The organism is Pseudomonas sp. F220 (assembly GCF_057813935.1).
The window spans coordinates 106,036-126,171 of record NZ_JBVASJ010000005.1; the positions used below are offsets into that span (position 1 = coordinate 106,036).

At 54.5% G+C, this 20,136-nt stretch carries 15 protein-coding genes and 2 pseudogenes; 8 read left to right on the top strand and 9 right to left on the bottom strand.

Features of this window, described 5'->3' with window-relative positions:
- Positions 1-31: 31 nt before the first annotated feature.
- Complete coding sequence (locus ACZYSM_RS07175; RefSeq protein ID WP_489070217.1) at positions 32-1,399, bottom strand: MFS transporter; 1,368 nt, start codon at positions 1,397-1,399, stop codon at positions 32-34.
- A gap of 92 nt (positions 1,400-1,491) precedes the next feature.
- Positions 1,492-1,779 (bottom strand): annotated as a pseudogene (locus tag ACZYSM_RS07180) (nitroreductase family protein); the annotation flags it as partial.
- A gap of 627 nt (positions 1,780-2,406) precedes the next feature.
- On the opposite strand from ACZYSM_RS07180, the gene ACZYSM_RS07185 reads away from it, so the two are divergent.
- Together ACZYSM_RS07185 and ACZYSM_RS07190 are read left to right on the top strand one after the other, a co-directional pair.
- On the top strand, positions 2,407-2,751 hold the full coding sequence (locus ACZYSM_RS07185; protein WP_489070218.1) for a helix-turn-helix domain-containing protein: 345 nt from the start codon (positions 2,407-2,409) through the stop codon (positions 2,749-2,751).
- Positions 2,751-3,965 (top strand): type II toxin-antitoxin system HipA family toxin, encoded by a 1,215-nt coding sequence (locus ACZYSM_RS07190; RefSeq protein WP_489070219.1) that lies wholly within the window; start codon positions 2,751-2,753, stop codon positions 3,963-3,965. Before ACZYSM_RS07185 ends, ACZYSM_RS07190 begins: the two co-directional genes overlap by 1 nt.
- 225 nt (positions 3,966-4,190) lie before the next feature.
- On the opposite strand, the gene ACZYSM_RS07195 is transcribed toward ACZYSM_RS07190, so the two are convergent.
- The 6 genes and pseudogenes from ACZYSM_RS07195 to ACZYSM_RS07220 all read right to left on the bottom strand — a co-directional run bounded on the left by ACZYSM_RS07195 (position 4,191) and on the right by ACZYSM_RS07220 (position 9,541).
- Positions 4,191-5,282, bottom strand: a complete 1,092-nt coding sequence (locus tag ACZYSM_RS07195) for an alkene reductase (RefSeq protein ID WP_489070220.1) — start codon at positions 5,280-5,282, stop codon at positions 4,191-4,193.
- Between the two features lie 36 nt (positions 5,283-5,318).
- A complete protein-coding gene (locus ACZYSM_RS07200) occupies positions 5,319-5,801 on the bottom strand; it encodes a nuclear transport factor 2 family protein (RefSeq protein ID WP_489070221.1) in 483 nt (160 codons plus the stop codon).
- A gap of 103 nt (positions 5,802-5,904) precedes the next feature.
- The gene (locus ACZYSM_RS07205) at positions 5,905-6,894 is read right to left on the bottom strand and encodes a quinone oxidoreductase family protein (protein WP_489070223.1); all 990 of its coding nucleotides are present in this window, start codon (positions 6,892-6,894) and stop codon (positions 5,905-5,907) included.
- 192 nt (positions 6,895-7,086) lie between these two features.
- Complete coding sequence (locus ACZYSM_RS07210) at positions 7,087-7,971, bottom strand: LysR family transcriptional regulator (protein WP_489070225.1); 885 nt, start codon at positions 7,969-7,971, stop codon at positions 7,087-7,089.
- A gap of 238 nt (positions 7,972-8,209) precedes the next feature.
- Positions 8,210-8,976: pseudogene (locus tag ACZYSM_RS07215) on the bottom strand (metallophosphoesterase).
- Between the two features lie 124 nt (positions 8,977-9,100).
- Positions 9,101-9,541 (bottom strand): hypothetical protein, encoded by a 441-nt coding sequence (locus tag ACZYSM_RS07220; RefSeq protein ID WP_489070227.1) that lies wholly within the window; start codon positions 9,539-9,541, stop codon positions 9,101-9,103.
- A 230-nt stretch (positions 9,542-9,771) separates the two neighbouring features.
- Between ACZYSM_RS07220 and ACZYSM_RS07225 the strand changes: the two genes are divergently transcribed.
- Positions 9,772-10,404: an SDR family NAD(P)-dependent oxidoreductase gene (locus ACZYSM_RS07225; RefSeq protein WP_489070229.1), complete on the top strand. Its 633-nt coding sequence runs from the start codon at positions 9,772-9,774 to the stop codon at positions 10,402-10,404.
- 442 nt (positions 10,405-10,846) lie between these two features.
- Here the strand turns inward: ACZYSM_RS07225 and ACZYSM_RS07230 are convergent, their stop codons facing one another.
- Positions 10,847-11,725, bottom strand: coding sequence for a BrxR family transcriptional regulator (locus tag ACZYSM_RS07230; protein WP_489070231.1), 879 nt, complete (start codon positions 11,723-11,725; stop codon positions 10,847-10,849).
- 126 nt (positions 11,726-11,851) lie between these two features.
- Here ACZYSM_RS07230 and ACZYSM_RS07235 point away from each other — a divergent pair, with 126 nt between their 5' ends.
- The 5 genes from ACZYSM_RS07235 (at position 11,852) to ACZYSM_RS07255 (ending at position 20,121) form a co-directional block, all read left to right on the top strand.
- Positions 11,852-13,318 carry a hypothetical protein gene (locus ACZYSM_RS07235; protein ID WP_489070233.1) on the top strand — a complete coding sequence of 489 codons (1,467 nt, stop codon included), beginning with the start codon at positions 11,852-11,854 and terminating at the stop codon, positions 13,316-13,318.
- Positions 13,319-13,327: 9 nt separating this feature from the next.
- Positions 13,328-14,038: a DUF6063 family protein gene (locus tag ACZYSM_RS07240; RefSeq protein ID WP_489070235.1), complete on the top strand. Its 711-nt coding sequence runs from the start codon at positions 13,328-13,330 to the stop codon at positions 14,036-14,038.
- Positions 14,039-14,047: 9 nt separating this feature from the next.
- Complete coding sequence (locus ACZYSM_RS07245; protein WP_489070237.1) at positions 14,048-18,382, top strand: coiled-coil domain-containing protein; 4,335 nt, start codon at positions 14,048-14,050, stop codon at positions 18,380-18,382.
- Positions 18,382-19,428, top strand: coding sequence for a Wadjet anti-phage system protein JetD domain-containing protein (locus tag ACZYSM_RS07250; RefSeq protein WP_489070239.1), 1,047 nt, complete (start codon positions 18,382-18,384; stop codon positions 19,426-19,428). Before ACZYSM_RS07245 ends, ACZYSM_RS07250 begins: the two co-directional genes overlap by 1 nt.
- A 102-nt stretch (positions 19,429-19,530) precedes the next feature.
- Complete coding sequence (locus ACZYSM_RS07255) at positions 19,531-20,121, top strand: hypothetical protein (RefSeq protein ID WP_489070241.1); 591 nt, start codon at positions 19,531-19,533, stop codon at positions 20,119-20,121.
- The last annotated feature ends 15 nt before the right edge of the window (positions 20,122-20,136 follow it).

The following is a 20,136-nucleotide window of genomic DNA, read 5'->3' on the forward strand; positions in this document are numbered from 1 at the left end:
CGAGGGAGCGGCTCTTCATCCATGCCGGCATTTATTGATGCCGAGCGGAGGCTGCGTACAGGTTTACGGCGATGCAGAGTGCCAAGACCAGCGCTGAAAACAGCATCGCGGTGGATAGTCCAGCGGAAAAAGCTACCTTATCCGAATGGGCGATCATCGTGCCGAAGACCGCGACGCCGATCACGCCACCCAGTTGCCGCGTGGAGGCCATCAGGCCGGAGGCGATGCCCGCGTCGTGCTGTGTGACCGAAGACAGCATCGAGTTGGTAATGGACGGTACTGACATGGCGCTGCCAATTCCTACCAGCATCAGCGCACCATTGAGCAACCACAGCGAGGTATTGGACGTGGTTTGCGACAGCGCGATGAATCCAACGATCTGAATCGTGAAACCCGTCGTGATAATACGAGTGGCACTGAACCGCTTGGCGAACCTTGACGAGAGCATCGTAGAAAGTGTCAGCACCGCCGTCAGCGGGATAAATGACAACCCTGTTTTGAACGCGTCGTAATGCAGGAATGTTTGAAAATAAATGCTGAAAACAAAGACCGTTCCATAAAATGTCAAATTGATCGCGGCGCCTGCGAGCGCCATGCTCCCCAGCACTTTGTTTTTCGCCAGGTGAGCGGGCAGCATCGGATGTTTTACCCGACATTCGATCAGAACAAATGCCAGCGCACAGATTGCGGCAATTGCCATCGCGGTGAGTGTTTCGATTACCCAACCTTCCTCACTGGATTCGGTCAAGCCATAGGTCAGCGAAGCAAGGCAAATCGCAATACTGATCTGGCCTGAAATATCGACCTGCTTATCAACCCGAGGGGAGGCGGGGGCGTAGCGCAGGATCAGCCCGATAGCCAGCAGGCCGATCGGAATATTCAGCAGAAATACGCTTCGCCAGCCGAAGTACTCGATCATCAGGCCACCGATCACCGGACCGGCTGCCAGTGCGATACCCCCACAGGCACCCCAGAGCGCAACAGCGGCACGACGTGCATCGGGATCATGAAATGACACGCGAATCAGGGTAAGTGATGTCGGTATCAGGAAGGCCGCGCCGATGCCCTGCATGACCCGCATCGTGATCAGCATGGTCATGCTGTCGGCGAGACCACAACCGATAGAGGCGAGGGTAAAGATAGCGAAACCCGCGGCAAAGACGGATTTTGCTCCCCATTTGTCACCCCATGCGCCTCCCAGGATAAGCAAGGCAGAAAAAGGTAGCGCATAACTGTTGATGACCCACTGAAGGCCTGTGAGGTCGGTGCCGAACGCGCTCTTAAGGGCGCCAAGGCCGACGTTAACGACGCTGACGTCAAGTTGAACGACAAGAAACCCCAAACAGGCAGCGGTCAGAATCGCGAGTAACGATGAGGATGATTTGGATATAGCGCTCACTACTTCACAGCCCCAGGCATGTCGTGGTTGTGAGTTGATCAGCAACCGCCAGCGAAGGCGGGACTTGCCTGGCTATCGCTGGCAGCATTCGCTTACACGAACTGCAGAACGTCGTTAACGGCTTTACGAGGTTTTTGTGGCCAGTTGGCCGAGCCAGGATAGCCAACGGTGATCAACATCACTGGAATCTCCGTCGCGGAGAGACCAAACGCTTGCGCCACTGCCAACTGGTCGAACCCGATCATGGGCGCCGAAACCAGTCCTTGGCCCTTCGCGGCCAGCATCAGGGTCATTGCCGCCAGCGAGCCTGAGCGAATCGCTTCGTCGCGTTGAAACTGCGGGTTGTCCTGGTACATGCCTTGAGCGGCGCCCACCCACATCTAGGGTGTTGCAGTCATTGAAACGCGTGAGCCGCAAGCCATCGATCTCAACGGGCATGAGGCCGTTATAGGTTTCGTTCCAGGACTGACTGCAGGTCTTGTCATGATGCGTGTGCCGAGCGCGACGTCTTTTAGCACTTGGTAGACCTCGCGGGCGGTGAGGGGGGAGGTTGTGTCCAAATTTTTCTTCCTACAGGTGCTTCTGTATTTGGCGCCTATCTCGCGTGACCCTAAACCGCATTGGCACGGGTGGTGACAGTGTTCGGTACGCCAGGTGTCACAATAGAGACGATCCACATGAGAGTCGTTACAGCTCTCTCTCTCCAGGCTTAAGCCGGCGCCGAGAGGTATGCGCTTAGGCTAATCACTTCTCGATTTACCCCTAATCAGTTGTGGTCGTCCTGGCCTTCAGCAGGCGCTGACCGGTGAACTGCTGCCTTCAACGATAGCTGCAGCATGGCTTCGCGTAAACGTTAATTTTTCTGTGCGACATAAATCATAAGACTCATCCATGTGAACCTTAAGACACTTAATGTTCACCGCTTCGCGTATTAAAAATTTTAAGCGCAGATTTAATGCGTGCTATGGTTAACCTTATCTGATTTAAAGCTCATGCCGGTGAGTATTATGAATAGCTTTTTCCCTGTCGCCTGTTCCGACAAACTCAGCAAAATAGGGCTTCTGGTCAAAGCAAGACGCCTTGCTCTAGGTTTGCGTCAAGCCGACTTGAAGTTAACACTTGGCGTCTCCGCACACACACTTCGCAAGATTGAGGGCGGGTCGGAACTCGTAGACCTTCGATCTTTCATGCTGGTGCTGTGGCGCCTGGGCATCACCGAAACGGTTTTCACCTCTTTGGAGGGGATCGAAAACACATCGGAAATCACGCGCTATGCCAACGATGAGAACTCACACCAGAGCATCGCATCAAAGCGGGTGCGGCTGTCGAAACCTAAGCCTGGGGAATTCTGATGTCTCGTGCATACATCTACATGGAACATCCCGACACGGGAGAGGTTCTGACCCTTGGCAGGCTGACCCTGAAGGGTAAGTTCGGCGAGTTTATTTATGCTCCAGACCACGTAGAGCGCGGTGGGTGGGTGCCTGATCCCATTAACTACCCATTGCGCGCCGAAGCCTATACCGGCATCGTCAAGAACCGTGGAGTACCGGGCTTTATCAATGACGCCATGCCGGACGGCTGGGGTGAACGCTTGCTCCATCGCGCATACGGCAAAGAGCTGGCGCCCATCGACTATTTGCTCAAGTCGCCAAACAGCGACCGCATTGGGAATCTCATGGCTGGGACAGCGACAGCACCCACACCAGGTTTGGGAGACTGTAAAATTCCAACGTTGAAGGGTTTGGCAAAATTCGTTGAGGCGTGCGAAGCGGTATACGACGGTCAGCTAGATGAGGAATCAGTCACAACGCTCAACATTCGCCAGCAGCGTTCCGCCCTCGGCGGTGTGCGACCAAAACGGACGCTGCAAGATAACGGAATGCTGATCCTGGCCAAACCACGTGACCGGTTTGATCAGTACGACTTTCCGTCGATTGAATTTGCTTGCATGACCTTCGCAGCATCGAAGGGATTGAACGTGGCCAATACCGCCTTGCATGCCGAGGATCCGTCAACGCTATTGGTCGAACGCTTCGACCGTACTCCCCTTGCTGAAGGCGCGAGGCGCATCCCCATGCTCAGTGCATTGACCTTGCTAGATTCGGATTGGAATGAGCAGTACCACCGTGATTGGAGGTACGCGGCTGTGGCCGATGAAATGCGCCGTCGCGGTGTTCCGGACGATGACTTGCAAGAGCTGTTCAAGCGCATGTGCTACAACGCCTTGGCGGGAAATGGCGACGACCACCCGCGCAATCATGCCGTGATTTGGGTTGGAGGGCAGTGGCGTCTTTCGCCCATGTACGACGTGCTGCCGATGCTTGACGAAGGGCCAGCTCAAACCCTGGCCATGGCCGTTGGGCGGGACGGAAGCCAAATCAGCCGCTCTAATCTGCTCAGCCATCACGCGCACTTTGCGCTTTCCCGCGATCAAGCCGAGCAGTTGCTGGACGAGGTGGCCGGCTGGGAAGAAGAGCTAAAGGACTATTACGGCCAGTGGCTAAAGGGCGAAGAGCTGCACATGACCCGTGACGCCGTAAGTTCTGCGCGCATGCTCAAGTAGACCCATCGATACGGTGCCGTCCTGATTAAGGTTTACACCTTCTGATCTATTTTCAGGAGGACGTAATGGAAGCAGGAAAAAGGCGCAGTCAGCGAGACTACACGCTGACCTTTAATTGACCCAAACATCGCTGTTGCGCGATGAGGGTCAAGACGGTATCTACAGGTCTAGTGTCATGCCCTTACCGACTGACCTGCACAGCGTCAGTCGGCCTGCAGGCAAGATTTAAACCGTAGCGAACGGGTAGTCGTTATAGCCGCGGTGATCGCTGGTGTAGAACGTGCTGCGGTCGTAGGCATTTAGCGGCAGGCCGTTCTGCACGCGATGCGGCAGATCAGGGTTGGCGACGAAGTCTCGGCCAAAGGCGACCAGGTCGGCGTCTCCATCTCGGACCGCAGCGGCAGCCGACTCGGCATCAAAGCCACCGGCGGCGATGATCGGGCCGTTGAATATCACTCGCAGATGCTGTGCAGCCACCGGCGCTCCGCCTTCGCGAATATCCACCTCGCCTTTTATGCGGGGCTCGATAATGTGCAGGTAGGCGATGCCCAATGGGTTGAGTTGACTGGCAGCATAGCCGAAGGTCGCCATCGGATTGCTGTCCGCCATGCCGCCGAATTCGCCGGCCGGCGAAAGACGCACACCCACGCGATCAGCACCGAACACCGAGATGGCTGCCTTGGTCACGTCGAGGAGGAAACGGACGCGGTTTTCCACCGGGCCACCGTAGGAGTCGGTACGCAGGTTCGTACCATCCTGGATGAACTGATCAATCAGATAACCGTTCGCACCGTGGATCTCGACGCCGTCGAAGCCGGCAGCGAGCGCGCGCGTGGCTCCCAGGCGAAACTCTTCGATCGCGACGCTGATTTCGTCCAGGGTCATCTCACGAGGCATCGAAACCGGCTGCCAGCCGCTCTTGGTAAGAGCCATGCCGTCAAAGGATAGGGCGGAAGGTGCAAGTGGTTCATCGCCACCGGGCTGGAGGTCGCGGTGCGACTGACGGCCTGAGTGGCACATTTGCAGGAAGATTCGGCCGCCTTTTGCATGAACCGCATCAACGACGTTCTTCCAGCCGGCGACCTGTTCGTCGGTATAGATGCCGGGCGCGCCCAGATAGGATCGACCGCGAATCGACACCGCTGTGGATTCGGCAATGATCAGACCGCCCTGGCTGGCGCGTTGTGCATAATGTTCGACCATCAGGTCGCCCGGGACACCGCTTTGCGTTGCACGCAGGCGGGTAAGCGGGGCCATCACGACGCGATGGGCGACGGCATAGGGGCCGATGTGAACGGGTGAAAAGAGTGCAGACATGTCAATCACCAAATAACAAAGGCAGCGTGGAGGGGGTCAGGACGGCAGCACGAGGCCGTTGCCAGGTTCACCACCAGCGATGTCGGGCTTTGGCCAGATGACGTCCAGGCGTGTGCGGCTGATCAGCCATTGACCATCGACCCGGCGGTACTCGTCGGCATAGATGCCCATGAGTATCAGTGGGTTTACCTCGACGGCTCGTTCGGTCGCCAAGAACTGCATGTGGCACCGTCCCTCGGCGTGGTTTTCGTCCAGTAGTTCAACCCACTGGTTGGAAACCAGGTGAACGAACGGGTAGGCGCCGCGCTGTTCGACGTCGTACTCGGCGAAGGCTATGGACAGGCCGGCGTGGATCTCTTCACGACCTCTCCAGCAGCCTCGATCCACTTGGAGAATGCCATCTTCGGTGAACAGCTTGGTGAGCGAGTCGATCCGGCCACTGTCCAAATGGTGGCAGTAGAGGACTCGTAAACCTCTGATGGCTTCCAGCGAAATCAGTTGGTTCAGTTCGGTGTTCATGGGCGCCTCTGGGAGATAACTCAAGGTGTAGCTGCAGCCTCATGATTGAGTAGGGGCTGCCGCGTCGTTTGCACATCTTTACTGGCGGGTGATCCGTAATCGGCTAAACGCGCATCACCACAGCACCGGTCGTGCGTCGTTCTTCAAGATCCTGGTGCGCTTGCACGACCTGTTCAAACGCATAGACGTGGCTCGGATCGACTTTGAGGATGCCCGATTGAATGCCCCCCAGCAGGTCGGCGGCAGCCATTTTGAAATCCTCCACTGACGAGGTGTAGTGCGGCAGGATCGCCCACGTCAGGTACAGTGCTTTTGGCATCAGCAAGAAAGGGTCGAACGGTTCCGGGAAACCAGACGCCTTGCCAAACTGCACCAGCGTACCGCGTGGCTTGAGTACGGCCAGTGAGCCGAGAAAGGTGTCCTTGCCCACGGAATCGAATACCGCGTTCACACCTACGCCGCCAGTCAGCTCGAGAACACGGGCAACGAAGTCTTCCGTGGTGTAGTTGATGACCTCATCGCAACCCGCATCGCGCGCGACTTGAGCCTTGCTGTCAGTGGACACCGTGCCGAACACGCGCAGCCCCAATGACTTGGCCCACTGCACGAAGATCTGCCCAACGCCGCCAGCGGCCGCGTGGTAAAGAATGGTGTCGCCCGGCTTGAGTGCCACGACTTCTTTCACCAGATAACGCGCGGTCAGGCCCTTGAGAAAACTGGCTGCGGCCTGCTCGTCGGTGACGCCTTCGGGGATGACCATCACCCGATCGGCCAGGTGCAGCTTTTTGCTGGCATAGGCGCCGAAGTTGACATGGCTATCGCCATAAATCACTCGGCCTCCGACCTTGACCGAGGTGACATTGCGGCCAACGGCTTCGACGATCCCAGCGGCCTCGTCACCGATAATTATAGGGAACTGCGGTACAGGCAGCGTGCCACGACGGAAGTAGACGTCAACGAAATTCACGCCGATTACGGTGTTGCGCACCAGTACTTGATCGTCGCCCGGTTCGGCAATCTCGATCTCTTCAAACTTCAGGGCTTCTGGTGCACCGTATCCGTGGATAACGGCGGCTTTGGCGGTAACTGGCATGATCATGTTCCTCAGTAGGGTTACGAGCTAACCCGATTTAAAGAGGTACAGTTTCAGGTGTTTTTGGAGGGACGATAAGCCGGTGAAAATCGATATCACCTTTCGCGATTTGCGAGAAATAAAACCAGTTTTGATGGTGAGAAAAAGTACCGAGCAAATGGAAATGGAATCCACGGACTGGAATGAGCCGGGCTACGCAAACCCTGCCAATTCCCTCGCGAGAAAGTCGAGGAACGCGGTGACCCGACGACTCGCCACACCTTCAGCGGTAACGGCATACAGGTTAGCCTCATCGGGAAGAAACCCCTCCAGGGCAGTCGACAGCACACCGGCTTGCAGGTCTTTGCGGATAGTCCATAACGGACTCATGACAACACCGTAGCCTTTGATGGCCCACTGTCGGAGCACTCCGCCATTGTTGGCCATCCGATTCCCCGACACCTTCACCCTGAGCCGTTTACCGCCCTCGGTAAATGACCAGGTTGAAAATGAGCGGTCTGGTCGCGAGATCACTAAGCAGTTGTGACGCGCCAAATCCTGAGGGCAAGTCGGTTTGCCATGAGCGGCCCAATAGGTCGGAGCCGCAGAAATCACTCGACGTCCTGAAACCAGTAGTCGAGCCCTGAGCGAAGAATCGGACAAGGGGCCGTGACGTAGCGCGAAGTCCAGATGGTTCTGAACCAGATCAAGCACGTCTTCGGCCAATAGCAGGTCGAAACGAATGCCGGGATGCAACTCCAAAAACCTGTCGATCAAGGGAGCAACCACTTCGCTGCCAAAATCCTGAGTGGTCGTGAAGCGGATGAGTCCTGTCAACGGCCCCTCTTTGACGCCCTCAAGTGTGGCGTCCCACACGGCCAATATCTTTCTTGCCTCACACAGAAATTGTCGGCCCTCGTGAGTGAAGCTCAGTCGCCGAGTGGACCTCGTGATCAGCCGCACCCCTGCGTTCTGCTCCAACTGCTGCAAGGCAACACTGACTGTCGAGGTTGCCAGCGAATGTTGGCGTGCTGCACCACTCAGACTGCCGGATTTATCGATACTGACAAAGATTCGCAACGCGTCGATCGTGTCCATATTTCGCGAATCCAGAATAATGGGTGGCCAGAGCGGTTCGCTCTGTTTCGTCGGAGTCGAAGCGTATTTCATCACACGAGGTATTGCTCATGCACTGACCCTTGGCCCAGGTGGGGGCATCAAAAAATCCCCTGAACTTCGTTATGAAAGTGAAGCGTAACGATCTATTGGCGTTCGTCACAGCCGAAGGATGTTGAACTGTTTGATACGCTGGATCTGTTGATCTGATGGTGTTGCCTCAGATATCGAGATCAATCACGTATGAGTCATCAAAATCAGGGTTTTCATTAACGCCGTCTTTTGCATAGCCCCGGGCATTGCAAATGACGCGGGTGTTGCCCACCCGATAGTCAAAGCTCTCGTGGGTGTGACCATGTAGCCAAAGTGCCGGCTGCCAGTCTTTGATCCGGTCTTCGAGGTCTGAAACAAAACTCGAGTTAATCGGAGAACGCCTGAAAAGCGGGCTGATGCTCAACCGTGTCGGTGCGAAATGGGAAACCACCACCGTGGGCATGGTTCTGTTTTTGGTGAAGCAGTCTTCCAGCCAAGCGACTGTCTGTAAAAAACCAGCTGGGAAATCGCTGGAGTGAACAGGTCTTGAAAATCGGGGGAGATGTTTATGTGGGTGAAGTCCCGAATGACCTTCGTCGCCAGATCAATGCCCTGTGCCCGATCCTCTGCGGAATCGAAAAGACGATAGTCAGACCACAGGGTGCAACCCAAAAACCGCACGCCGTTGTGGACATACTCCGAACGTTCCAATACGTGGATCTGTGTGCCTTGCGACAACCTGTTCAAGTGCTCGTAAGTAGAGACCAGGTCACTGCCATAAAACTCGTGATTGCCTGCCACGTATACGACCGGAGCAGGGCAGGATTTGGCCCACTCAATGGCCGCTGCCGGTCGGGAGATGTCTCCGGCGAGCACTACGACATCTGCATCCACATCGGGAAAAGGTAATGCGTTGACGGACAAGTGGATGTCGGACAGCAAGGCGATGCGCATTGATCAACTCCTACCGGTTTTAAATGGCAGCCCATCCAACTTACGCGTTGATCACCTCTTTCGACAAGCCTGGCGACTCCCTCTCGATAGCAGAATGGCAACGAGAGGGAGCAAAAGTCATTCCCTAAGAAAACGCGCTTTGAATGACCAGGCGTTGTTGCTCAAGGTGCATCGTCATATTGCCGGGCGCCGTGGATGCACCCGGTGGTGGTCCCGCGTAACGAAGCGAGGCCGATTCCGGGGTAATGTCACGCAGATAACCATCGACGAAACTCCACGCACCCTGATTGCGGGATTCCTCCTGGCACCACACCATCGATTTCAAATTGTTGTAACGACCGAGTTCATCAGCCAGCGCCTCGTAAGGAAAAGGAAAGAGCTGTTCCAGGCGAACCAAAGCGACATGTTCGGCATTGACAGCACGGCGGTGTGCCAACAGGTCGTAGTAGATTTTTCCCGTGCAGGCGATCACACGGGTCACCTTTTGATCTTGCGCAGGAGTGGTAAACCTCTCACCCATAACTTCCTGAAACGACCCCTTGGCGAATTCCTCCAGCTCGTTCACAGCATCCGGATGCCTTAGCCATATAGCGTCCCACTGGACAAACACTGTTGACAGATTCCGCATGAATGGAGGGCTTCGAAAAGCTGATGAGTCAGCCAAGGGGGCATCCGCCAGGTCGGAGTTGATTGGCATCGAGCACATTTCGGACGCGTTCCCGCACATCATGGAACGCTCCTGGGACAAGTCCCTGAAAATGACATCGTCACAGTGCCTAACGTAATGAATGCTTTGTGCCTGTCGCCCAGGATATTGAGTGGGAGGGTGGCCAAGCGTTTTCGGTCGCCCTTGATGTCACCGATCGGGCCAGCGTCGAGGCAGCTTTCGATGCCGCCGAAGCGCACTTCGGTGTGGTTGATGTAGTGCTTAACAATGCAGGCATCGGCAACGGTCAGCGCCCGCTGGAAATCAACGAAGAAGATTGGCGCGCCATGCTGGCAACCAACCTTGATGATGTCTGGCGCGTTGCCCAGGTCGCCGGACAGCGGATGGCCAAGGCCGGGCGGGGCGGTAGCATCGTCAACGTCGCATCGATACTTGGCCTGCGCGTCGCCACCGGCTACAGCCATTACTGTGTCGCGAAGGCTGGCGTCGTGCAGTTGACCAAGTCGCTGGCGTTGGAACTCGCGCGCTACAAGATCAGGGTAAACGCCATAGCGCCGGGCTACTTCAAGACGGAGATGAATGAAGCTTTTTTCGATAGTGAGCGGGATAGCAGCTATATCCGTGAGCTGATTCCAATGCGTCGACTTGGCGAGCTCCGCGAGCTGGAGGGGCCATTTTTACTGCTCGCCAGCGATGCTGGTGCATTTATGACGGGTAGTGTTCTGGCCGTGGATGGAGGCCATCTGGTCAGCAGTATGTAATCAACCGGTTAAAAGGGGATCCACGAGATCCCCCATTGATACCTGAAAAACCATTGACCGCAGGTTCCGTGGCTCACCGGATCTTCGTGACACAAGAAAAGGTTCATTTCGCTCGTGGTGGGAAGCTGGAAGGTGTTCGGCGACTCATCGCAGCATGGCCCGATAAAACTGGAATTTACAGGGGCAAACCTGAACCTGGAATGCACCTGTGCCAAAACCGAGTACGTTGAGTACATGCCTGACACATGATTTAACTTATGGGCGATGTCAGACGTTCATTAGAGCGGTAAGCCGTTGCTTAAGCGAAAGTCCTACTGGTTGCAATGTGCCTGAAGTTCACCACAGATCGTCCATAAGGAATGCGCCCGCTGTTTTCAAAATCGTAGTTTGATTACCCAAACGAGAAAAGTCATAGCCTATGGCGTGTACGGTCAGTTCCAAATTAATGTGCGTCTGGTGTCACATAACCTGGGGCAAGGATGGCGTTCTTGACGCCATACAATGCCAAGGGATCGGAAAGCCATAACCTATACTCCGGCCCCCTTAGGCTGTGATCTGGTGAACAGTCCACGCTCCACTTACGCAGGGTATAGCCCGCCGTAGCCGCCCGAAGTTTCAGCGACAGCATCCCATCAACCATTGCGTAATCCATGAGCGTGACTTCCGGTCTTGGTTGATTGGGGTGGGGAATAAGTGTCAGTTCAACGATCCTTGTCCATTGAATGTCCTGATCGCTCGTCTCGTGAACAGCAACGGCATCAGCGGGGAAGGGGATCGCCTTGCGGATTCGGGTGATGACGAAATCCCGGAACTCCCCCGACTTCCTGTCAAACCCACGGACGTGCCAACGAAGCCCATTATCGACCAAAGAAAAAGGCACGATGACGCGCTGACTGGAGCCGTTCAGCGACTCGTAATCGATCTGCAGAGGACATTTTTGGTGAATTGCCTGGGTGACGTGACCCAGGATATCGAGATTCGGCCACATCAGTTGGTCTGGGTAATTGACCGCGACCCCAGGCGTGGTGTCTCTGGGCTCCCCGTCACCGAGCCCCTTGGTGACCCAGATCAGCGCTTGTTCCGTGGTGTGTTCAAACAGGCTCTCGAAGGACTCACTGGCTTTGTAAAGACGCGAGCTCGCGTCATACACCAGGTTGTGAGCACTGAGCGTCTTATACAGCGCAATGTCACGACTGGCGGCCGCTTCCTGAATCTCGAAGCGCTCGATCAGATGCTGACGTTTGAGTTCACCCAACATGCGCAATCTGAGATCTATAAAGGCGAGTCGGTCTCGTTGTGGCTGGCTGAGATTCTCAAGCATGGTCAAATTTTTTGTAGTGAAGGGGATTGCCATACTACACCATCATCAATAGACTTCCTGCAAGGTCATCATTTTGATAGCCTTGCCGAGTAGCGGTTACCTCACTACTGAGTAGACGAAAGCCCCATGTCAGACGAAGAGCTGCCCGATCAATCCGACTTTTTCGGCGAGTCCAAGAGCGAGTTGATCGATCTATCTCCTCAGTTGCGAAATCAGCGGTTGCTGGAGCCGTTGAACCAGCTCCATGGGGCGCGTAACTTCCATCAAGGTGAGGAAGGAGAGCCACTGTTTGATGGGCTCGACACTCACTATCTGTGCATGGCCACCCTCAATTTCATGATGGAGGGATCCGCGGTCGGCGCAGGCTACAGCATGGCGGAGGTGCGTACCTATTTGAGTTCACTCATCAGTCGGATCCGTCCAGCAAAAACCAGCTCAGCGTGTGCAAAGGCAGCCGATGTCGTGATTGGCTGCTTGAGCAATAAAGCGGAGAACTACAAAGAATTCGAATTCACCTATTTTCATGCACCGTCCCTGCAAACCCGCCTGTACCGCTTTCGCCTAGTGAGTCTTGAACCAGATCTTGATGACGTCTATCGGTATCGCCCCTCACCGGAGGGTTACCTGCTTCTGATCGGCATGCTGGATGTGGACGTTGAAGATCAACAGATTCTCATGGAAAAAATGCTTCAGATCCTGATCGAGAGAGGGCGATTTGAGCAGGCCGCGGAGTTCGCCAGGCGCGCCATGGTGCTTTCCATTGAGCATCGGCAACACATTCAGGGACATATTACTCAGGCGATTCGCGCACCGGGAACGGTGAGATGGAGTACGGATATCAAGCCTCGATTAGACGACTCCCGCCAGCACGTTAAAGCTCGCCAGGAGGAAGAGGGGCGGCTGCTCATGGCGATTCGCAACAAGATTGGTGAAGTAGAAAACATCAAGAGCAAGCAAGAGCTTTCAAGCCTGCATGACTTGTTGTCGAAGGCTGGCAACGTAAGAGCTCGGCTGCAGCTGGAGGTTAGCAGCGCCGAAGGGCGTTTCATCGACGCTCAGACAGCCGCGTTTCGTGCCCGCAAATCTTCCGGCATTCCTGATCTTGAGACACATCTTCTCCCGCAAGCAATGATCCGCCCAGGAGCGCAGTTGGCCCTGGCGGCCGACGATCTCATTGTCAGTTTGTTCCCGGCAGTGTTTCCCAAAACGCCTGATTTATCGAACCTTCTCAGCATCCTGATGGAGCGACGTCAGCTAACCAAGGACGCAGATGACGACGAGGATGACGACGAGATCGAGCCGTTCCAGGTCTGGCCGGATCCCTTTCCAGATCAATTGGTCGTCAAAATTTCTCAATGGTTATCCGCAAAATTTCAAGAAAACCGCTCTTGGCGGATTGATGAACTGATAGATGCAGGAGCGCACGAAGGCTTCAATGCGATTGAGCAGCAGTGCATTGCGTTCTGCCTTTACCGCAGCTTCCCCGACAGCGAATCAGAATTTGAAAACCACCATGCCGTGCTCGATGGTGAATACGAAACCTGGGTGGTCCGAGGCGACAACCTCAGGTTCGACGTCAAGACAAAGGTCTAGGAGGTTCAATTGGATAACCAGAACAGCGCCGCTGCACGTCTGATTTATCGGGCACTCAATCTAAGTGCGACCCCGGCCAATGACGTGGAGTATCGCGAGCTATTGGCTCGGTACCGTGCTAGCCCAGAACTGCAGCAGGTCCTTGCGGAAATTGCTGAAGGGATGGAACTGATGGTGCTCGATGTCAGCGAGCGTGGATTGATCATTGCCCCGACGCGTAAGGAAAGTCGCTTCTCGATTCGACTTAGCGATCTTCGCAAAAACCTGTCTGAAGACCAGCGCGTGGCGCTGGCGCTGAGCTTCCTGGCCATCTGCGCGGTGTTTTATCCAACGACCGCTCTGATTGAAGATGACAGCCGGTTTCCAATGCCGGCGACGCTGGCCATGTTCAGGGACACCTTGACTGGCTTGTCCGGGCGCATGAATGCACTTGAAGATTCCGATGATTATTCCCGAGAGGAGCTGCGACCAGGTTGGAGTTACCTTCACAGCCTGCCGGCTTCGATCCCCCAAGCCGATCGCGCGTCACCAAACTCGATTGAAGGGTTGGTGCGCATGGCACTGAACTACCTGATTGAGTACGGGCTGGTGAATAACGTGGGGGCTCAGGATGAGGGCGAAGCGGTTGAATATACCGCCACCCATCGACTGCGTATTCAGTTGCGTGAGCGGACGCTTCCGCGGCTATTTGACTATGTGCGTTCCGGCGCAACGGCCTGAGGATTTTGTATGCAAAAAATCACCCGAATGCATGTTTGCCGCTACGGCACTGCCACTGCCTGGTACGACCAGACCTTGCTCGACTTCACTGCGCCGGATACGCACGAAGCAGTCAACGCAATCGTTAACCTAGAGAACACCGGTGGCAAAACCTCGTTGCTGTCGTATGTGTTCAGCATTTTCGAGCCGCGCCGGGATCTGTTCATTCAGCACATGCAGAACCCCAACCACCAGTTCAATGACTATTTCGCTAAAGACGGAAAGCCATCTTTCATCATCATCGAATGGTCGATGCCATCACGGCTGCCTGGGGGCAAGGACTACAAGCTGGTCATTGCTCAAGCCGTCGCGACGCGAGATGTCATTGAACGTGGTAACGACGTTGATCGGGTGTTTTTTGCTTTCGAATCCCAGCACGGCATAACCTTTGAAGATATCCCAGCACCCGGCATTAACACGCTTGGCATGCCTGGGGTGAGCACGATGGGAGAGCTCAATCAATGGCTAACCCAAATGTACAGGAAGTGTCCTGAAGACTTTTATCACACTCGCAATCAGCACGATTGGATCACGCACCTTGCCACCACACGGTTGCTGGATCTCGATCTTCTGGTCATGCAACGACAATTCAATGGGCAAGAAGGTGGCCTGGAAAGCGGCTTCCTGACCTTCAAGGATGAAGAGGATCTGGTTCGTAAGCTCATGGCGCTGACGATGGACCCTGAGCGCGCTCAAACGGTACGCAACACCGTGGTGAATGTGGCTGACAAATACCAGAATAAACCTCGCCTTGAAGCGCGGCTTGTTCAGTTGGCCAGAATCCTGTCGTCCATGAAGCCCCTGGGTGAATCTTCTAAAGCGTTTGAGCTTGCACTTGAAACGCGCACCGGGTTGTTACGTCGTGCGTCGGGACTGGCCGCCGCCATGGAGCTGGCTCGTTTAAGTGAAGAAAAGCAGGTCACTAATTTTGGTGACCTGATCGATACCCACAACTCACGCATTATGGAAAACCAGGAGCTATTGGCACATCAGCGAGCGTCCACGTTTTCCATGCATGCTTTGCAGCACACGCGCAGTGTGAATCGCACAGCAGCGGCGTTTGAAGCGGCTAAAGCTGGCAGGGACGCGGCTCAATTGCGTCTGAGGCATCTCAAGGGTGCCATTTCGTACAAGAAGATCACCAGCGCTCATGAGCAAGTTCTCATTGAAGAGCAGTCGCTGGCAGAAGAAGTTGAGGGCTTGCGCCCGATCAAGGAAGCGCTCGAAAGACAGGGAGCGCTGCTTCGTGGCGCTATCGATATTCTGCTGAAGCAGAACGACGACAAACGCTTGGCGGAGAAAAATGTTGAGCTGGAGGCTGCTGAGGCAGTGGCTCAAGCCAAGGCCCAAATTAAAACGTTGAGCTTATCCATCAGGACGCTTCAGCAAGAGGAGGCAAAAGTCGGGGCCGACATCGATAATGCTGAGATTCAACGCACCAGTTTGCTGGACGACGGGGTACTTGACGCGTTCGATCATGACGCCGCTGCTGCGATCGAAAGAATCACGGCGGCCATTGCCCAAGCGCAAAGTCGCCTCGACACGTTGCGCACTGAACGAGCGGACTATCTACAACACGTTGACCGTCTTCGTGATCAGGCGACGCAGCACGGATCGCGTGCCCAAGCGGAAGCGCACATTCAGGAAAATCTGAGCAGAGAAGTCGGTGATGCCAGAACCCTTCAAGAAGATCTTCAGCAAAATCGGTTGCTGTGTTCGGTGGTCGAAGCTGAGCTGTGTGACCCTGACTCTCTGACACTGCTGGGCACCGTTAACGAATTTATCCAATCCATGGACCGTGAAGTGCTGGAGCGGGACATTCGCCTGGCCAACCTGGAGCGCGCCAGGCAGTCCATCGAAGAATCCGAACTTGCGGGCCAGAGTGATGACGTCGATCAAGTTGTCAGGCTACTTCGGGCCGCCGGCATTCATTCTGCGCGAGCAACCAATTCCTACATTGCCAAAGTTGTCCCCGATGCTGAAGAGGCTCGTCGACTGGTCGCCTCCGACCCAGCCCGGTTTCTCGGCGTCTGCGTGGCCTCCGAAGAGTGGGAGACGTCATGCAAGATTGTTGCGGGTGCTGACTTACCCCTGAGTACCCCGGTGACTGTCGCGCTTGCCACCCTGGATGCGACCGTCGCTGCATTCGACCGGGTCGTGATACCGGCAGAAGACGACTCTGCCTATAACCTGGAGGCCGCGGCCGCCGCGCTGCTCGATTTTGAACAGCGAATCGCTGAAATCTCAGGCATGCGCGACGCACACATTCAGCGCCGTAACGACGCTCGTGATGCAGCCAACAAACTCAAAGATTATCAGGGGCGCTTCGGTGCTGTGCGAATCGCTGAGCTTGAGCGAAAAATTCACACTCACTATGAGGAAGAACAGGCGTTCGCGAGTCTGCAGGCAGGGTGCCTGGAAGAAGCCAGTGAAGTGCTAGAGCGTGCGAAGGGACTTGAAAAGGAGATAGATCCGATTCCAAGTGAAATCGCCAATCAGACCAGCAAGATCCAGCGTCTGGAGCGTTATTCGCACCAGTATGAACAGCCGCTTGCGCAATGGAAGCAGCAATTGGCAACGGTGCAAGCGTCTCGGGAAAAGGCGGAAACAGAAAGTGAAGGCCTTGAGCAACTGATCGATTCGAAAGCGGATATCATCACCCACTCGAAGCAATTGCAGTTCGATCTTGTGGGTCGCGCCCAGCAGTTGCTGAATCGCAAAGACCTCACCGAGATTTTCGATCCCAGTCTCGATTATCGAACAGCTCTTGAGTCTGGTTTCGATCTGCAAACACTGATCAAGACCTACGACTCCGACAAAGTCGTATTTGATACTGAGGAATCTCAGCGATTGGGAGTTCGTCGGGTAACCCTTGAGCAATTGCGTAAAACGGAAGCCACGTTTCGCGAAGAATACAGGTCTGAATTCTCCGATCTGCGCGAAGAAGCCGTGGTCAACCTACTCAGTCTCGATCTGGCGCATGAATGCACGGCCCAGATAACGCAGGTCGGTTTGTACGAACAGGCATTTTTATCATCATCGAACGCACATGCGGTGGCTAGCAGCGACAAAAAGGCCTTCTTCGCCAAGGTTGATCCCCCTCAACCTTCTGATGATGTCTTATCACTCAGTGATGATGAGCTTGCAGAACACATCGTGGTGGTCCAGGAAAATACGGATCAGCTTGAGAAAAATCTGGTTTCCGATCAGAGCGAAGCCGAGAAAGCATCGCAGAGGCGTGCTCAAGGCAAGAAGAACGTCGAGGTGCTGAACAAGCATAAGAAAATGCTCATTTCTGCGGTTCCTCATGAGGCTGCCGCTCCTGAGTTTATTGAGCTTGAAGGTGACGGCGAAGCGCAAGTGATGGAGGTGCTCGACCGCTATAAGCAGCAAAGTGTCGGTCTGGAAGAAGCTCGAAAATTGGCTCAGTCGCACTTCGATGGATTTACAGATGTGGTGAAGTCAAAGGCCGTGCAGGACGTTGATCCGGGCCTTGCGCACGAGCTGTCGAGCAACTCATTTGAAACCACCTGCAGCGATTTTGAGCGACTGATGATGCTGATCGTTGAGCGTACGGACGCCTCTCAGTCTGAGTTGGACGGCATGCTGCCCGACTTTGAGAATTGCGTGGGCGAAGTGCATCAGTTGGTAGAAGAGGGCATGAGTGTCCTGAAGAAAGCTTGCGAGGTCATGGTGCCAAAAGGCGCCCCCTATGTCGGTGGCAAAGTCATCATGAAGATGCGTCACCCGATTACAGGTGTTTCGACGGAAGCCGGGAAGGCTTCTATTCGGCATTACTTGAACACGTTGATCGAGACTAAGGTCATTCCTGAACATGGTGCGGACCTGGTCGCGGCCGGCATGATCAACCTTTCCCCACAACGCGCGTTCGGCTTGCAATTATTGCAAATGGAGCAGAATGCCGATCACCAGTACCAGGATGCCGGTCGGCTGAAAAAGTCCGGCGGCCAAGGGGTGGTCATCGCCATGTTCATGTACCTGATGATGAGCCAGTTGCGACGAACCCATCAGGCTGTCACTAAGCGTGGAGGCGGTTGCCCCCTTATTCTTGATAACCCGTTTGCCAAGGTACAGACCCGCGCGTTGATTGATGTCCAGATCATGCTGGCCGAGGCCATTGGTGTGCAGTTGATTTTCTTCACAGCCATGAAGGATGTGAACATTCTTGCCGGTTTTCAGCGGGTGATCCGTCTGCGCAAGGAGGGCGTGAAAAATGGGCGTTCTCACATTCAGATGGCGACTGCAACATTCAACACTGCGGTGCAAAGAGCAGGTACAAATTGATGAACATTGCTTTTTTTGAAGCGTTGCGCGGTAGCCGTAAAAAGCGCATAGAGCTGCTGAAGTTAAGAGGCCTCTGGATAGAACACCATCCAGAGCTCCAACAGCATCCCAATCGGGATAAGTTACTCATGGAGGCCCTTAGAGCTGGCGATGAGCAAGGCATCCTGAGACTTCCTTCTCCCCGCAGTTTCGAGCGAATTGGCAATCCGGCCATGCCCATGTTTATCAGCGTCATCGTTGAAACGATCTCAGTGTTGAAACCAGACTGGACAACCGTTTCCTGGATGCCGGAACTGGGGTTCTGGATGCAACTGACGGAAAGCGAAAAGGTGACTGCCAAGGTCATCAACGAATGGCTCATCCGCCGCAAGGGGCGCTTTATGATGGTGCCGTTGCGTGAGCGATCGCTTGAGATGTTCGGGGATGAGAAATACCTCGATGGCAGGGTGCGATCCAATTCACTTTTTGGCGGCAGACTTGCTCTGTCAGCGATTGGGGCAAGAAAAGTGGACCTTCCCTTGCCTTATCGACAGCAGCCTGGCAAACCTGGCCGGCCCGTGTTGGTCGTAGAGAACCATCACACGTTCTTCAGCCTTGGCGAATGGAACGACACCGCTCATCGCTATGCGGCCGTCGTGTATGGCGCTGGTAGCGCCATCACGTCGACTGGAACGGCGCTGGATGAGGTCATCAGAGAGGTTGATGCTGACGGAGCGGAATACTTCGGGGATCTGGACCCGGAAGGAATCTCAATACCGCTGCGATACAACTCGAAGCATAAGACCCAGCTGTATCCGGCGATCTGGCTGTACCGCAAGCTGCTGACTGTTGGTCGCCACAGGCCACTGCCCATCCTTTACGCAGGTGACAACCAGGCGGTTACTTCGTGGATACCTGAGCTCGCCCAGAAAGTCCACGATTTGTGGAGTGAGGGCAACTGTCTGCCGCAGGAGGGCGTCGGACTCGAGCAGCTCTTACTCCAATCTTATGAAAGAGGCCTCAACAAAGACTCTATCGATAACCTGTCTCCGGCTGCTCAGTCGTAGCCTGGTGATAACGTGATGGTTGTGCCGGATGTGGACAGTAAAGAGTGAGGAGAGGGGGGCTTTAAGCAGTATCCATTGATAACGGTTGGTAATGAGGCAGCAATGAAGCACCTGACCTTTATGGTGAGTGTTGACAGAACTGGGCTGCTTATCGCGCGTAGATTGATATTAATAAAGGGTAATATTATGGGTGAGAAGGTAACTGGTACTGGAGCAGTTAACTACTTTGCCACGTTTCGGAAAAATTATCTGGTTGAGCGAAAATCGCATCTTGAAACGAAGCTGATGACAATCTATGGGTTGTGGGGTCGATTAACAAGAAGCAAAACCTATCTTTCGTATGTTGTTGCAGCTGAGCAGCTGATGGTCAGTAAGTATTCTGGTGTTATTAAAAAAGATGTTGATTCCAAAGGCATATCAAAAACTGATATAAAAAAATATAAAGCGGCGCTAAAGGGCGCAAATGTTAAGTATAAGCAGAGAAGCGATTTTCTCGTCATCATTGTTAGCATGATTTCACTGTTGGGGTTGACTACCTTTGGGGCTAAATCTCCATTCTATTTGGGTGAAGCCTATCCATTTTACGCAGTGTTGTCATTTATATTGATGGTGATGGCTGTCGAACGGATTAATATGAATTCGGTCATTGCAGAAAATGAGGAGCTCATTAATATTTTTGATTCGGCATTTTGAGTCTGAGCCAGGCTG